A 15,490-nucleotide genomic window follows, 5' to 3' on the forward strand; every position below is an offset into this window, starting at 1 on the left:
GCAAATCAGCCAAGAATTACGAGAGAATCATGAGCTTTTACGCTCTGGCCAGCTGCTACGTTGAACGTCTTAACAACGCCGTCAGCATCAGCAGCAATCTCATTCTGCATCTTCATAGCCTCGAGAATCAGCAGCGTGTCACCAGCTTTAACAGCCTGGCCTTCGCTGGCTACGAGCTTCACGATCTTGCCCGGCATCGGAGCATCGATGGAATGCTCACCAGCACCTGCGGCAACGGCAGCTTTAGCCGGAGCAGCTGGTGCTGCTGGAGCCGGGGCTGCTTTCGGAGCTGCCGGTGCTGCCGGAGCCGGAGCAGCTTTCGGAGCTGCTGCAGCTGCGGATTTTACTTCCTCAACTTCTACTTCATAAGCCGTGCCGTTAACGGTGATATTGAACTTTTTCATTAAGAATTCCTCCAAATACGTTCTACTTCGGAATCAATCAGAACTGTTTGACCAAGCCGCCTCTAGCGGACAATGCCCAAACGTCGCTGCGCTTGATGCGGACAGCGATAACTTTATTCGACATCATCATCTGAACAGCAGCCGTGATAGCGGCTACTACCTCAGGCGATACGCCATTTGCTTCGGTTTTCATAACGTGCACCTCTTTGCTTAAAGCGGAATATTGCCGTGTTTCTTGGACGGGCCAACTTCGCGCTTGCTAGCCAGTGCATTGAGGGCCGTGATGATGCGCGGACGCGTCTCCTTCGGCTCAATAACCATATCAACATAGCCACGCTCTGCGGCAACATACGGCGTTGCGAAGTTTTCAACATACTCTGCCGTCTTAGCATCCTTATCCGGGTCTTTGCGGAAAATGATGTTTGCTGCACCAGCCGGGCCCATAACAGCGATTTCCGACGTCGGCCAAGCCATAACCTGATCAGCGCCAAGTTCGCGGCAGCACATAGCGATGTAGGAACCGCCATAAGCCTTACGGGTAATGACCGTAACTTTAGGAACCGTAGCCTCACTGTAAGCGTACAGCATCTTGGCACCATGACGGATAATGCCGTTGTGCTCCTGGTTGACACCTGGCAGGAAGCCCGGTACATCAACGAGGTTGACGAGAGGAATATTGAAGGCATCGCAGAAGCGGATGAAACGGGCGGATTTATCCGACGCATCAACATCCAGGCAGCCAGCCATAACTTTCGGCTGGTTGGCGATAATACCTACGCTGCGGCCATCGAAACGGGCAAAGCAGCAAATGATATTCGTAGCAAAGAATTCCTGTACTTCGTAGAACTCACCGTTATCAACGAGGGAACGAATTACATCCTTCATATCGTATGGCATGTTCGGGTTGTCCGGAATTACCGAGTTCAGGCTTTCATCCTGACGGTCCGGGTCATCACCGGTCTCCATGATGGGTGCATCTTCCATATTGTTGCTGGGCAGGAAGGAAAGCAGGTAACGAATCTGCTTGATGCAGTCGTCCTCATCCTCAGCTGCGAAATGAGCAACACCGCTGCGGGTATTATGGGTCATAGCACCGCCCAGAGCCTCAGCCGTAACTTCCTCAGCCGTTACCGACTTGATAACTGCCGGGCCCGTGATGAACATCTGACTGGTGTTCTTTACCATGTATATGAAGTCCGTGATAGCCGGGCTGTATACAGCACCGCCTGCGCAGGGTCCCATGATTACGGAAATCTGCGGAATTACACCAGAAGCTGCCGTATTGCGATAGAAGATACCGCCATAACCAGACAGGGCGTCAACGGCTTCCTGGATACGAGCGCCGCCCGAGTCGTTGATACCGATGCACGGTGCGCCCATCTTCATGGCAAGGTCCATAACTTTCCAGATCTTATGCGCATGTTTTTCACCCAGCGATCCACCCTCAACGGTGAAATCCTGTGCATAAGCGTAGACAAGACGGCCATCAACCGTACCATATCCCGTTACTACACCTTCACCCGGAAGTTCTTTTTTGTCCTGACCAAAATTCGTGCAACGATGCTTCATAAACATATCGAGCTCAACGAAAGTTCCCTCATCGAACAGCTTGTTGATGCGCTCGCGGGCAGTCTGTTTGCCCTTTGCATGCTGCTTCTCGATGCGGGCCTGACCGCCGCCCTGCATGATATGCTCTTTCTTTGCATTCATTAAGTCAATTTTTTCCTGAACAGTAGCCATTATATACCTCCTATAATTAGCTTGTGAGAAAATAGTCTGCGACATATTTCTCATGTACTGCAATCTCTATTTTGCACTATTTGTGTGAAAATTGCAAGACTAATTTAATACCAGGTATTAATCACGCTGGCAAAGTTCCAGGAGAACACCATGGGAAGCCTTCGGATGAACAAAAGCAATTTTAGCACCACCAGCACCGATACGCGGTTTCTCGTCAATCAGACGAACCCCCTGCTCTTTGAGGTCGGCCAAAGCGGCCTCAAGATTATCCACCCGCAGAGCAATGTGCTGAATGCCACCGCGGCCACCATTCTTTTCAATGAATTTAGCGATAGGAGAGGTTTCATCCGTTGCTGCCAGCAACTCGATTTCGCTGCCATTCGGCGTGGGGAAGAACCCCGTAGTTACCTTCTGCTCGGCAACGGTTTCCTCACCGTTGTCGGGAAGTCCCAACGTACCGCCCCAGAAAGAACCGACTTCCTTGAGGTCCGAAACAGCAATACCGATATGATCTACGCCTAATACTTTAAACATAATGAACCCTCCATTCGGATTAATAATTATTTCAGCATCTCATCCATGACCTGACCGATGACGGTATACGGGTCTGTTTCATGCTGCTTGATTTGCTCGACATAGCCATCAAGGCGACCGCTGTCCACGATCTTGCCCTTGATGTATGTGCCGATGTTGCTGCTGAGGATATCGAGCATTTCATCACGGGTACGCTTCGTGCGGCGCTCAGTCAATTGTCCATTGCCTTCGATATGCGTCCGGTGTTTTTCTACGGTATCCAAGAGTTCTGTAATGCCCTCATTCTGGCTGGCCACCACCTTGGTAATCGGTGGGCGCCATTCCGTCATCAGGCTGTCCAGGTCCAGCATCATGTTGATTTCGCGAACCAATTTGTCTGCCCCATCAAGGTCTGACTTGTTGATGCAGTACAGGTCGCCGATCTCCAAAATGCCGGCCTTAATTGCCTGGATATCATCCCCCATGCCGGGAATCAATACGACCATGGTCGTATCGGCAGCTTTAACGATATCCACTTCTGACTGACCGACGCCAACAGTTTCGACGATAATGATGTCCTTTCCAAAAGCATCCATGGCCTTGACCGCGTCAGCGGTTTTATGGGATAAACCACCGAGACTGCCACGGGTGCCCATACTGCGGATAAAGACTCCCTCGTCAAGAGTCAGCCCATTCATGCGAATGCGGTCACCTAATATGGCGCCGCCCGTAAATGGACTGGTCGGGTCGACAGCTATAATACCAACGGTCTTGCCCTGGGCACGATATTCGCGGGCTATCTTATCCGATAACGTGCTTTTTCCTGCCCCCGGTGGACCCGTGATACCCAATACATAGGCATGGCCAGTATGGGGATAAAGCTTCTTCATGATATCCGTCGCTTCATCGTACTCATTCTCGATGGCAGTAATTGCCCGAGAAAGTGCCAGCCGATTGCCTTTAAGTAATTCTTCTGCTATGTCCATCCTGCCACCACCTTTTCGGTAGTATTTATTGTGAACTCTAACGGAAAAACCAGTTCACAGTGCGAAACAGTAAAACAGTGCCAGGTTTGGGCCAGAGGACCGGAACCCGCTCCCCTGGTCCTGTTCCCAGCACCGCTGCCTTTTTAAAGTTTTACATTCTCATTGATGTATTTGACCACTTCGCTGGTCGGCGTTCCCGGCGTGAATACCGCCGAAACACCAGCCTCTTTAAGGGCCGGGATGTCGCCTTCCGGAATAACGCCACCACCGATGATAAGCGCATCTGTCATGCCGTTTTTGCGGACAAGGTCAACGACTTTGGGGAAGAGATGACCGTGGGCCCCCGAGAGGATGCTCATAGCAACCACATTGACGTCCTCCTGCAGCGCTGCTTCAGCAATCTGCTCCGGCGTCTGGCGAAGGCCCGTATAGATAACCTCAAAGCCAGCATCGCGCAGGGCGCGGGCAACGACCTTCGCCCCGCGGTCATGACCGTCAAGGCCTGGTTTAGCAACTAAAACTCTGATTTTCTTTTCCATTGTGAATTCCTCCAAAAACGCAAACGCTATTACTGTACGATTCTTTTAAAGCGGGCGATTACAGGCTGACATGAGCCTCATATTCGCCGAATACCTCACGCATGACGTTGCAAATCTCACCAAGGGTTGCATAGGTCTTAACGGCAGCGAGGATATGCGGCATGAGGTTTTCATTCTCATCCTGGCAAGCCTTCTTAAGATCAGCCAGGGCCGCTTTTACCGCCTCATTATCACGTTTCGCTTTCATAGCCTCAACCTTTGCCTTCTGACGCTCGCCGACAGCTTCGTCGACTTTCAGCAGGCCTTTTGGAGGTTCTTCTTCCATCTGGAATTTATTGACACCGACAATCGTACGGGCACCAGATTCCACATCCATCTGCCATTTATAAGCAGAATCCTGAATTTCCTTCTGGATGTAGCCCTTCTCGATAGCGGCAACTGCACCACCGAGGTCATCGATTTTCTTGATGTAATCCCAAGCTTCCGCCTCAATCTTGTTCGTCATAGCCTCCACATAGTAGGAACCAGCCAGCGGATCGATGACATCAGCCAAGCCGCTCTCATACGCAACAATCTGCTGGGTACGCAGAGCAATCGTAACGGATTCCTGGGTTGGCAGAGCCAAAGCCTCATCCCGAGAGTTCGTGTGCAGGGACTGGGTGCCGCCCATGACAGCAGCTGCCGTCTGCAAGGCAACACGAACGATGTTGTTGTTCGGCTGCTGAGCCGTCAGCATCGAACCAGCCGTCTGCGTATGGAAACGCAGTTTCATGCTCTTGTCACTCTGAGCATGGAAACGCTCTTTCATGACTTTCGCCCAAATACGACGAGAAGCACGGAACTTGGCTACCTCTTCCAAAACGTTGTTATGCGCATTCCAGAAGAAGGACAGACGGCCAGCAAAATCGTCAATTTTTAGGCCAGCTTTGATAGCCGCCTCGCAGTAAGCGATGCCATCGGCAATCGTGAAGGCGATTTCCTGGGCAGCCGTGGAACCTGCCTCACGAATGTGATAGCCCGAAATCGAAATGGTATTCCATTTGGGTACGTTTTTCGAACAATACTCGAAGATGTTCGTGATAAGGCGCATGGATGGACGCGGCGGGAAGATATACGTACCGCGGGCAGCATACTCCTTGAGAATATCGTTCTGAATCGTACCACGCAGCTGGTCAGCAGGTACCCCCTGTTTCTCAGCTACAGCGATGTACATAGCCAAAAGAACCGAAGCTGGAGCATTGATGGTCATCGACGTGGAGACCTTACCAAGGTCAATCTGGTCAAAGAGCGTTTCCATATCTGCCAGCGAGTCGATGGCAACACCGACTTTACCGACCTCGCCTTCGGAGATTGGATCCGTGGAATCATAACCAATCTGCGTCGGCAAGTCAAAAGCACAGGACAGGCCCGTTGCACCATTTTCAATCAACATGCGATAACGCTTGTTGGACTCTTCAGCAGTAGAGAAACCAGCATACATACGCATCGTCCAGAAACGGCCGCGATACATCGTGGGCTGAACGCCACGGGTATATGGATAAACACCAGGGAAACTCAACTCATCGGCATAATCCGTATCCTTAATGTCTAGCGGCGTATAAAGGCGTTTCTCCGGCAGATGTTCACGCTCGGGGAAACGTGCGATTGCTTTTTCTACACTGGCTTCGTATTTTTCAAGCTCAGCTTGGATTTTCTCATTGCTCATTAGGAAATTCCTCCTGATTCATTCAGTATCTATTTCTATACGATGTTCAATTTTTATTTTGCCATGCTGCCATTCTCAATGAAGCGTTCGTGGAAGGAAAGCGCCTCGTGAAGAAGATGCGGCGTATGGACGTGTTTGAGTTTTTCATCGGCCCGTTTGAAATAATCCAGCAGGATAGGACGATAACTTGGATGCGCACAATTGTTAATTATCTCTAAAGCGCGCTCACGGGGTGCCTTGCCACGCAAATCGGCAATGCCCTGCTCCGTAATGATGATGTCCACATCGTGCTCCGTGTGGTCGATATGGGAACAGAAAGGAACTACTGCCGAAATCTTGCCCTCTTTGGCAATGGACGGCGTGTAGAAGATGGTGAGGTATGCGTTGCGGGCAAAGTCGCCGCTGCCGCCGATACCGTTCATCATCTTCGTGCCCGTAATATGGGTCGAATTGACATTGCCATAGATATCAACTTCGATGGCCGTATTCATGGCAATGACCCCTAAGCGATGGACAACTTCCGGACTGTTGGAGATTTCCTCCGGACGCAGCAGCAAATATTTCTTGTATTTTGCTACATCCTTGTAGAAACGAGCCATGCCCTCCGGCGATGGGCTGAAGGCCGTGCCCGATGCGAAGTTCAATTTGCCCGCATCGATAAGATCCAGCATACCGTCCTGAATGACTTCGGTGTAAACCGTCAGGTCTTTCAGGTCAGAATCCACAAAACCAGCGATAACTGCATTGGCCACGTTGCCAACACCAGACTGCAGGGGTAGCAAATTCTTCGGCATACGGCCAGCTTCGATTTCCTTGTTAAGGAACTCCAGTGTAAACTGGCTCATCTTCTTAGAATCTTCATCAATCGGCTTCAGCGGACGGGTATGATCCGGAATATCGCAAGGAACGATGTATTTGATTTTTTCCGGTGTGCAGGGAATGTAAGGCGTTCCCACCCGGTCATTAGCCTTTACGATAGGAATCGGCAGGCGGTTTGGCGGGTCCATCGGCACATAGACATCATGCATGCCTTCCAGGTCCAGTGGCTGGGAAGTATTGACTTCAACGATGACCACATCAGCACTTTGTACATACGAAGCGGCGTTACCCAAGGACGTTGTCGGGATGATATTACCTTCCTCGGTAATGGCGCATGCCTCAACAACAGCTACGTCCGTCTTGCCGAGATACCCACAACGGCCCAGCTGCGCAGATTCCGAAAGATGAAGGTCGAGATAATCCACCGAGCCATCATTGATTTCACTGCGCAAAATCTTATCCGTCTGGTACGGCAGACGTTTCTTGATACCATGAACAGCCGCTAGAGCTTCATCAAGCTCCGGGCCCGTCGAGGCACCTGTCCAAAGGTTAATCGTGAATGGTTCCTTTTTCATACGCTCAGCGAGTGCCAGTGGAACAGCCTTCGGATAAGCCGATGCTGTAAATCCACTCATGGCGACGTTCATGTCCTGCTTGAAGAATGCTGCTGCTTCCTCAGCCGTGACAATTTTCGCCTGCAATGCTTTGTTACGCACGCGATCGAGAATATCAATCATAGAAAATCCTCCCTCATCAGTGCCGACCCATCTTCGGTTCCGGCAACAGATTTTAACGATTAGGACGCCGCATCTTGTTTCGTATTCTTTTTTACGATTCATTGTGTCCACAAAGTATAACATGAAGTTATTGACACGATGAATTATAATCATAGATTATCGTAACAGTATGCTATAATTATGTCCCTTGCCTAAGAATAACACGAAAAGAAAACGGCGTCAAGATTGACTTGACGCCGTTTTCCGACATTTTCACACAACTGTGTCAAAAACATTATGAGATAAATTTTATGAATCACTTCCGCGTGATATAATAGGACAAACTACTAAGACCAATTGATAAATCCTCATTGATGATATGCATCGAATCGGGGACTTCCATCTTGATTGGTGCAAAGTTCCATATCCCTTTCACCCCGGCTGCCACCAGCTTATCTGCTACGCCCTGAGCAAAGGCCGCCGGCACCGCTATGATGCCAATCTGGATGTTGCGCTCTTTGACCACCTTCTGCATATTGCGGATATCTTCTACCACAACATGATTGACGGTTTTGCCAATGACCTTGGGGTCCTGGTCAAACAGCGCCACCAAATTGAAGCCAAGACTTACAAAATTCTGGTAGTTCGCCAGCGCCTCGCCGAGATGACCGATGCCAACCACGGCAATGTTCCAATGGTTGTCCAGTCCTAAAATCTCACCCACATTGCGCTTGAGCTCGTTGACGTAATACCCTACGCCCTTCTTACCAAACTGACCGAATGACGCCAGGTCTTTGCGGATTTGCTCTGGTGTGATTCCCAGCCTGCGCCCCAGCTCATCCGAGGAGATGATATCAATCCCCTCATCCTGAGCCAGCCGCAGGGTACGAAAATATAACGGAAGGCGGTCAATCGTTGCCTTGGATATATTTACCTGACCCTTCATCGTAACGCCTCCCTTATTCTTCTTCGCTTATGTCCTCATCTCCGGCATTAACGGCCGCCACTGTTGCCGCCAGCGCTGCCAACATCCACAAGAACATCGACGATGGAATGTTAAACAGTAAATCATCGGTAAAGCCATTGAGGGCCACCGACAGGATTGCCAGTCCCACGCCCAGGGACAACCCAGCCAGCAGACGGTAATCCAGCCAACCGGCAAAGTCCTGCCAAAAGGGAATTACCGGTTCTGCAGTTTCTTGTTTTACACTTTCTGCCACCTTCTGTAATTCCACATCGGCAGCAGCTTCTTCGTTGTAATCAAAAGGAGTCTCCTCCAGTGGTTCCGGCGCCGGGGGCTGGAATTTCTGGCGCAAAGCCATAATCATGGTTCCAAACAGATACCACAAGAAGGCAATTGCTCCCGGAATACCGATTTCCACCGCATAGTTAAGATACAAGTTATGGGCATGAACGATGCGAATATCAGCCCCCTGAAGATAAAAGTCGTATTCCGGATAAACCATCCAATAGGCACCCCAACCGATGCCCAGAAAGGGATGGTCCTGAATCATGGCAATAGAACTCTCCCAAAAGGCCAAACGCATTTCTGACGAGGTGTCCACCTTGGTAAACACCGACGCCAGCCGCTCATAGAGCACCGGGTCGGCCAGCAACAGCACGCCGCCTACCACCACACAGGCTGCTAGTACCCGCCAGTCCTTTACCATGCCATACAGGATAAAAATCGCCACAATGACCAGCAGGGCTCCCCGGGCATAAGTCATGGCCAGGCAGGCTGCTGCTGCCAATATGAAAGTTCCCAGCACGATGCGCTTGGGTTTGCTGTCAGCCTTGACAAAGAGACCAAAGGCAAGACAGATAACGATATCCAGATAACCTGCCAAGATATTCGGATTCTCCCAGGTGGAAAAAACCCGCTTGCGAAGCTCTGGGAAAGCGTCACCATCCACCCACTTCATCGCACTGATATCAATGCCAAAGATGTACTGGTAAAAACCGTAAAGGATAACCACCAGCGCTGATGTCCCTAAGGCCATCAGCAATTGTTTGAACTGCTTTACCTCCCGCACTTGCTGCCCCACCAAGAAATACGTCAGAGCATAAACACCAACCAGGTTATACCAGTTGTAAAAACTGAATCCCCGGTCTGGTGACCCCAGCACCGAAGCCCCACTGATTAGGATGAACAGACAGACGGGAACATCGAACGGAAAATGCCGGTATTTAAATTCCTTATCCGTGCGAAACCGCAAAAGGGTAAAAACGACACCAAGAAGCAAGGCAATCGTTGCTCCTGGCGGCCATAGTGCCAGCAAAAAGGCCTCTGCCAGAACGGCAAACCAGGACCATTTTTTGAAGCGCTGGCACCACTTTTCTCTGGCAGCCTGCCGACGGCGTTGGCGCAACTCCCGCATAGCTGCCGCTTCGGATTTTGATGACATACTATCACCCCTTCCGTTTCAATAAGAGCTGACGGACTCCGCCAACGAGATATAAAGAACCGGCTATGACCAACAGTTTTTCCTGATTGGCCAATTCCAAGGCGCGATTCAGTGCTTCGCCATTGTCGGCAATTGCCTCCACATGCTGCACATGGGGTGCCACCTGCTTCGCCAATTCCTGAGGCTCGGCTGCCCGCTCCGAATCGGGAACGGTCACCACCACCGTATCATTAGGACGCAGCAGGATATCGAGCATTGCCTCGATATCCTTATCCTTCAAGATTCCCAACAGCAGCACGCGCTGCTCTGCCGGAAAATACAAGTCCAGACTGCTGCGCAAGGCCTCCATGCCAGCCGGATTATGGGCACCATCGACGATTACCACCTGGTCTTTTATGTCCACGCGCTCAAAGCGCGCCGGCCAGGTGACCAGTTTCAAGGCTTCCGCAATATGCTCCTCCTTGACTCGTTCATCGATGTTGTGAATCAGATTGGCTGCCATCACCGCCAAAGCACTGTTCTCTACCTGATGACGCCCGAGTAGATGAAGCTCGTAGGGAACTTTCATAACCCCCAGCAGTTCGGAAGTAAATTCCAGCTGCTGCGTGCGTCCGTCACAGGAAATATACTCAGTATGGAAATCTTCCCCAGCCACAAAGATATCGGCATTCCGCTTGGCTGCCTCTTGGCGGAGAATATCCAGCGGAACCCCTTTGGCAGCCGTAACCACCGGAACACCATCTTTGATAATGCCCGCTTTATGGTGGGCAATCCCCTCCAGGGTTCCGCCACAGCGGTCCGCATGCTCAAAAGTCACATTGGTGATGACCGAAACCTCCGGCGTGATGACGTTGGTCGAATCAAGCAGACCGCCGAGGCCAACCTCGATGACTGCGTACTCCACATGACGCATGGCAAAATAGAAGAATGCCAGCGCCGTCAGCACCTCGAACTGGGTCGGGCACTCATCGCCTTCGGCTACCATCTGCTCCACATAGGTGCGGATGGTGCTCAGGCAGTCGGCAAATTCCTGCTCGCTTATGGGCTGGCCATCCACCTGGATGCGCTCCGTATAGGAGACCAGATGCGGCGAACTGTACATGCCCGTGTGGATATCCGAACGGCGCAGGATGCCGGCGAGCATCGCCGACACCGAGCCTTTGCCATTCGTACCAGTCACATGGATGGTGCGATACCGGTCCTGCGGCACATCCAGGAGCTCCAGCAGCCGCTGGATGCGCGAAAGCCCCAGCTTGATGCCAAAGATATTCAGCCCCTCCAGATAGGCGAGGGCTTCCTGATAATTCATGTTACGATTCTCCTATCTTAGAGCTTCGCCAAATCCTGAATGCGGCTCTCCACCGATTTTTTCTTTTCTTCATAGCCAGCGAGTTTCTCTTTCTCACCAGCAACAACCTGCTCCGGAGCTTTGCTCAAGAAGCCTTCATTGCTGAGCTTACCCGTAAGGCGTTTGATTTCCTTCTCGAGTTTCTCCAGCTCTTTATTGAGACGGGCTGTCTCCTTCTCCACATCGATAAGGCCTTTAAGCGGCAGATAAATCTCGACGCCGTTTACGACACCAGCCATGGCGTTTTCCGGTGCCTCTGCACCAGCCGGCAAAATCGTAACCGGATCCGAAGAAGCCAGCTTGTCGAGGTAGCCCGTATTCTCAGCAAATACTGCCCGCAGCGACTCATCCTTGAAGTTCAGGATGACTTCGCTCTTCTTGCTCGGAGCCGCCCCAACTTCTGCGCGCATGTTGCGGATGGATTTGATGCTCTCCATGATAGCCGTCATCTGTGCTTCCGTTTCATCGCTGATACGGGCAGCATCAGCCTGCGGCCACTCGGAAATCATGATGCTCTTGACATTTTCCGCATGCGGCACTTTCTGCCAGATTTCCTCGGTGAGGAACGGCATGAACGGATGCAACAGGCGCAGCGTGCCCTCGAGGACATGGGAAAGCACATAGAGCGCCGTATTGCGGGCCCGGACATTTTCCGTATCGTAAAGGCGGGCTTTCGTAAGCTCGATATACCAGTCGCAGAACTCATTCCAGAGGAACTCGTAAATCATGCGGCCAGCTTCGCCGAGTTCGAATTTGTCGAGGTTCTCCGTGACGTCGCGAACCGTGCGCGCATAACGCGAGAGAATCCAGCGGTCAGACAGCGTATAGTCTTCTTCGCTTGGCACGAAATCCTTATCAAAGCCCTCAAGATTCATGAGCATATAGCGCGATGCATTCCAAATCTTATTGGCAAAGTTGCGCGCCGACTCGACGCGTTCCCAATAGAAGCGCATATCGTTGCCCGGCGTGTTGCCCGTAATCAGCATGAAGCGCAGCGTATCGGCACCGTATTTTTCGACAACCTCAACCGGATCGATACCATTGCCCAGGGATTTGCTCATCTTGCGGCCCTGGCTGTCGCGAACGAGGCCATGGATAAATACATGCTTGAACGGAATATCCTTGCCGAACTCGAGACCCATCATGACCATGCGGGCAACCCAGAAGAAGATGATATCATAGCCCGTAACGAGCGTAGCCGTCGGATAGAAATGTTCGAGTTCCTCGGTCTTTTCCGGCCAGCCCATCGTCTCGAACGGCCAGAGGCCCGACGAGAACCAGGTATCGAGAACGTCTTCATCCTGATGGATGTTCTTGCTATGGCAGTGCGGGCACTCCGTGAGATCCGTGCGCGAAACGTGCGTCTGCCCACAGTCGTCACAGTACCAGGCCGGAATGCGATGGCCCCACCAGAGCTGACGCGAGATGCACCAGTCACGAATATTTTCGAGCCACTGGATATAGGTCTTGGAGAAACGCTCCGGCACGAACTGGATCTTGCCGCTCTTTACCGCCTCGATAGCCGGCTTGGCCAGCGATTCCATCTTGACGAACCACTGCTTGGAAACCAGCGGCTCTATCGTGCTGTGGCAGCGCGAACAATGGCCAACGGCATGCTCATGCTCTTCCACCGAAACGAGAACGCCGAGCTCTTCGAGCTCTTTGACGAGTGCCTTGCGGCATTCATAGCGGTCCATGCCCTCGTACTTGCCGGCACCTTCCATCATCTTGCCCGTATTGCTGATGACTTTGATTTCTTCGAGGTGATGGCGCTGTCCCATCTCAAAGTCGTTCGGGTCATGAGCCGGCGTAACCTTTACGGCACCAGTACCGAAGGATTTATCGACGTATTCATCGGCAAACAGCGGAATCTCACGGTTGACAATCGGCAGGATCAACGTCTTGCCAACGATGTCCTTATAGCGCTCATCGTCCGGATGAACGGCAACGCCCGTATCCCCGAACATCGTCTCCGGACGGGTCGTAGCGATTTCGACATACTGGTCTGTACCTTTGACCTGATAGCGCAGATGCCAGAGATGACCCTGCTCCGTCTCGTGCTCAACCTCGATATCCGAGATAGCCGTATTGCAGTCCGGGCACCAGTTCGTGATACGCGTGCCCTGATAGATGAGTCCCTTTTCATAGAGGCTCACGAACACCTCGCGGACAGCCTTCGAACAGCCCTCGTCCATCGTGAAGCGCTGACGATCCCAGTCACAGGAAGAACCAAGCGTACGCAGCTGGTACATGATGCGGTTGCCGTACTGCTCTTTCCAATCCCAAACGCGCTCGAGGAATTTCTCACGGCCGAGCTCATAGCGGTTCGTGCCTTCTTCGCGCAGAGCGCCCTCGACCTTGGCCTGCGTCGCAATACCGGCATGATCGCAGCCCGGTACCCAAACCGTGTTGAATCCCTGCATGCGATGATACCGGATCAGGATATCCTGCAGCGTATTGTCAAGCGCATGGCCCATGTGCAGCTGGCCCGTAACATTCGGCGGCGGAATAACCATGCTGTAGGGTTTCTTGCTCTTATCTACCTCGGCATGGAAGAATTTATTCTCTTCCCAATACTGATACCATTTCTTCTCAAACGACTGCGGGTCATAAACCTTTGGGATGTTGTTTCCCTGTTCCTGATTCTCTGCCATGATAAACCTCCTAAAACTAAATAAAGCGCCTCGCCCAAAAGGACGAAAGCGCTTGCTATCGTGGTACCACCAATCTTTACACACCGGCAAAAACCGTGTGCCTCTTAGCCATAACGCGGCCAACGTTCCCGCTTACTCCCTTTCAGCCGGACAGCTCCAAAGCTACCTTCCGATATCGGATGCAAAGACTCACACCAACCGTCTTCTCTCTTGAGCACCGATAGCCGTACTCCTCTTCTTCCTCGCCTTTTTGTTATACGGCGTTTATTTTATCATATCTCATTTCTTCTTGCAACTTTAAGAAAATACCAATTGCAACCCAGCATTCTAAGCATTATACTATATATTAGAATTTACTGTAGGAGTGTATAGGTTATCATGAATTTCTCATCCATTTCCACGAACAAGGCTATCGCCCTTGGCATCGTAGGACTAGCCTTTACCGCAGCTGCAGTCAGCTGCATTTCTGTATCCACGGCAAACCAAGATTGCGTGGTCATGGGCGTTCAGTCCAATGGCACTACCCTGACAGGAATGAGCAAAAAAGAAGTACGCAAATATTTTGATAAAGAAGCGAAAAAGGCACTGAGCAAAAATGCCGCAGTGCTTTCCTATAAAGAGCGCCATTGGAATATCCAACCCAATGAAATCGATTTGCAGGCCAAAGTCGATGAAGCTGCCGACGCGGCTTACAGCATTGGCCGCGAAAGCAATCCGGCCACCAACCTCATCAATCAGATGAAGCTGGCCATTTTCGGCAAAAATGTGGTCATGACTGCCAGCTTTGATAAAGAGAAACTCAAGGAAAAACTAGCTGCCATCGAAAAAGAAGTCGATACCCCGCCAGCCAACGCGGAAGTCAGCCTGCAGGCCAACGGCTCTATTCAGAAAAAACCGGCAGTCACTGGCTTGACCCTCGATACAGCTCCCATTGCCGAGGAACTCGCCCCAAAATTTGAGGCGCTGGAACTTACGGCAAAAGTCGAACTTGAGCCCAAAGAAGACAAGCCCTTTGTATTAGATGAAGATATCGCCAATATCGATTCCGTTCTTGGCTCCTATACCACCCGGTTCTATCCCGGCGACCGTGGGGACAACATCGGCTTGGCGGCCAGCCACCTGCAGGGGGCACTGATTCGCAGCCAGGCCACCCTATCCTTTAACAACGTCGTCGGCCAGCGCACCCGCGCGGCGGGTTATAAGAATGCCGGCGTTATCGTCAACGGCGAACCAGCCGTTGACGTTGGCGGTGGTGTCTGCCAAGTAAGCAGCACCCTTTACAATGCAATTTTGCTGGCAGGACTCAAGCCCACGGAGCGCTCCAATCATTCCCTGCCATCCAGCTATGTGCCGGCAGGCCGTGATGCCACCGTTGCCGATGGTCTGTTGGATTTCGTCTTCCAGAATCCACTTCCCCATCCGGTAATGCTGCGGGTATCCAATTCCGGAAGTGCCCTGACGATTTACGTTCTCGGCACCAAAGCTGACCTGGGTGGCAAGACCATTTCGCTGGTCAGTGAAGGCCCCAGCACCCGGCCTTCCGTCTATCGTATCTGGAAACAGGACGGCAAAGTCGTAGAACGCGAATTCCTGCATACGGATACATTCTAAGAAAAATAACCGAAGGCTATGAAGCCCCCCACCAGGGCAAAGCTTCATAG

General features: G+C 51.6%; 13 protein-coding genes and 1 other annotated feature. Of the genes, 1 reads left to right on the plus strand and 12 read right to left on the minus strand.

Annotation, left to right across the window (positions count from 1 at the left end; translation table 11 throughout):
* Positions 1–5 precede the first annotated feature (5 nt).
* From BLQ36_RS01130 to BLQ36_RS01185, 12 genes are all read right to left on the minus strand, one after another.
* On the minus strand, positions 6–404 hold the full coding sequence (locus tag BLQ36_RS01130; RefSeq protein ID WP_074513583.1) for a biotin/lipoyl-containing protein: 399 nt from the start codon (positions 402–404) through the stop codon (positions 6–8).
* A gap of 37 nt (positions 405–441) precedes the next feature.
* Positions 442–597, minus strand: a complete 156-nt coding sequence (locus tag BLQ36_RS01135; protein ID WP_074513584.1) for a methylmalonyl-CoA carboxyltransferase — start codon at positions 595–597, stop codon at positions 442–444.
* Between the two features lie 17 nt (positions 598–614).
* Positions 615–2,144, minus strand: coding sequence for a methylmalonyl-CoA decarboxylase subunit alpha (gene mmdA, locus BLQ36_RS01140; protein ID WP_074513585.1), 1,530 nt, complete (start codon positions 2,142–2,144; stop codon positions 615–617).
* Positions 2,145–2,261: 117 nt separating this feature from the next.
* On the minus strand, positions 2,262–2,678 hold the full coding sequence (gene mce, locus BLQ36_RS01145; RefSeq protein WP_074513586.1) for a methylmalonyl-CoA epimerase: 417 nt from the start codon (positions 2,676–2,678) through the stop codon (positions 2,262–2,264).
* A 26-nt stretch (positions 2,679–2,704) separates the two neighbouring features.
* Positions 2,705–3,643 (minus strand): methylmalonyl Co-A mutase-associated GTPase MeaB, encoded by a 939-nt coding sequence (gene meaB, locus BLQ36_RS01150; protein ID WP_074513587.1) that lies wholly within the window; start codon positions 3,641–3,643, stop codon positions 2,705–2,707.
* A gap of 143 nt (positions 3,644–3,786) precedes the next feature.
* The gene (locus BLQ36_RS01155) at positions 3,787–4,182 is read right to left on the minus strand and encodes a cobalamin B12-binding domain-containing protein (protein WP_033170865.1); all 396 of its coding nucleotides are present in this window, start codon (positions 4,180–4,182) and stop codon (positions 3,787–3,789) included.
* A 58-nt stretch (positions 4,183–4,240) separates the two neighbouring features.
* On the minus strand, positions 4,241–5,887 hold the full coding sequence (locus BLQ36_RS01160; RefSeq protein WP_074513588.1) for an acyl-CoA mutase large subunit family protein: 1,647 nt from the start codon (positions 5,885–5,887) through the stop codon (positions 4,241–4,243).
* Between the two features lie 53 nt (positions 5,888–5,940).
* Positions 5,941–7,443, minus strand: a complete 1,503-nt coding sequence (locus BLQ36_RS01165) for an acetyl-CoA hydrolase/transferase family protein (RefSeq protein WP_074513589.1) — start codon at positions 7,441–7,443, stop codon at positions 5,941–5,943.
* Between the two features lie 295 nt (positions 7,444–7,738).
* Entirely contained in the window at positions 7,739–8,368 is a 630-nt protein-coding gene (locus tag BLQ36_RS01170; RefSeq protein WP_074513590.1) for a redox-sensing transcriptional repressor Rex, read from the minus strand.
* Positions 8,369–8,381: 13 nt separating this feature from the next.
* Positions 8,382–9,827 (minus strand): O-antigen ligase family protein, encoded by a 1,446-nt coding sequence (locus BLQ36_RS01175; RefSeq protein WP_081342170.1) that lies wholly within the window; start codon positions 9,825–9,827, stop codon positions 8,382–8,384.
* 4 nt (positions 9,828–9,831) lie between these two features.
* Entirely contained in the window at positions 9,832–11,136 is a 1,305-nt protein-coding gene (locus BLQ36_RS01180) for a bifunctional folylpolyglutamate synthase/dihydrofolate synthase (RefSeq protein ID WP_074513591.1), read from the minus strand.
* A 17-nt stretch (positions 11,137–11,153) separates the two neighbouring features.
* The gene (locus tag BLQ36_RS01185; RefSeq protein ID WP_074513592.1) at positions 11,154–13,829 is read right to left on the minus strand and encodes a valine--tRNA ligase; all 2,676 of its coding nucleotides are present in this window, start codon (positions 13,827–13,829) and stop codon (positions 11,154–11,156) included.
* A 35-nt stretch (positions 13,830–13,864) separates the two neighbouring features.
* Positions 13,865–14,081: a binding site (T-box leader), on the minus strand.
* A gap of 126 nt (positions 14,082–14,207) precedes the next feature.
* On the opposite strand from BLQ36_RS01185, the gene BLQ36_RS01190 reads away from it, so the two are divergent.
* Positions 14,208–15,440, plus strand: coding sequence for a VanW family protein (locus BLQ36_RS01190; RefSeq protein ID WP_074513593.1), 1,233 nt, complete (start codon positions 14,208–14,210; stop codon positions 15,438–15,440).
* The last annotated feature ends 50 nt before the right edge of the window (positions 15,441–15,490 follow it).

This window comes from Selenomonas sp. WCT3 (assembly GCA_900100835.1).
Lineage (GTDB): Bacteria > Bacillota > Negativicutes > Selenomonadales > Selenomonadaceae > Selenomonas_A > Selenomonas_A ruminantium_E.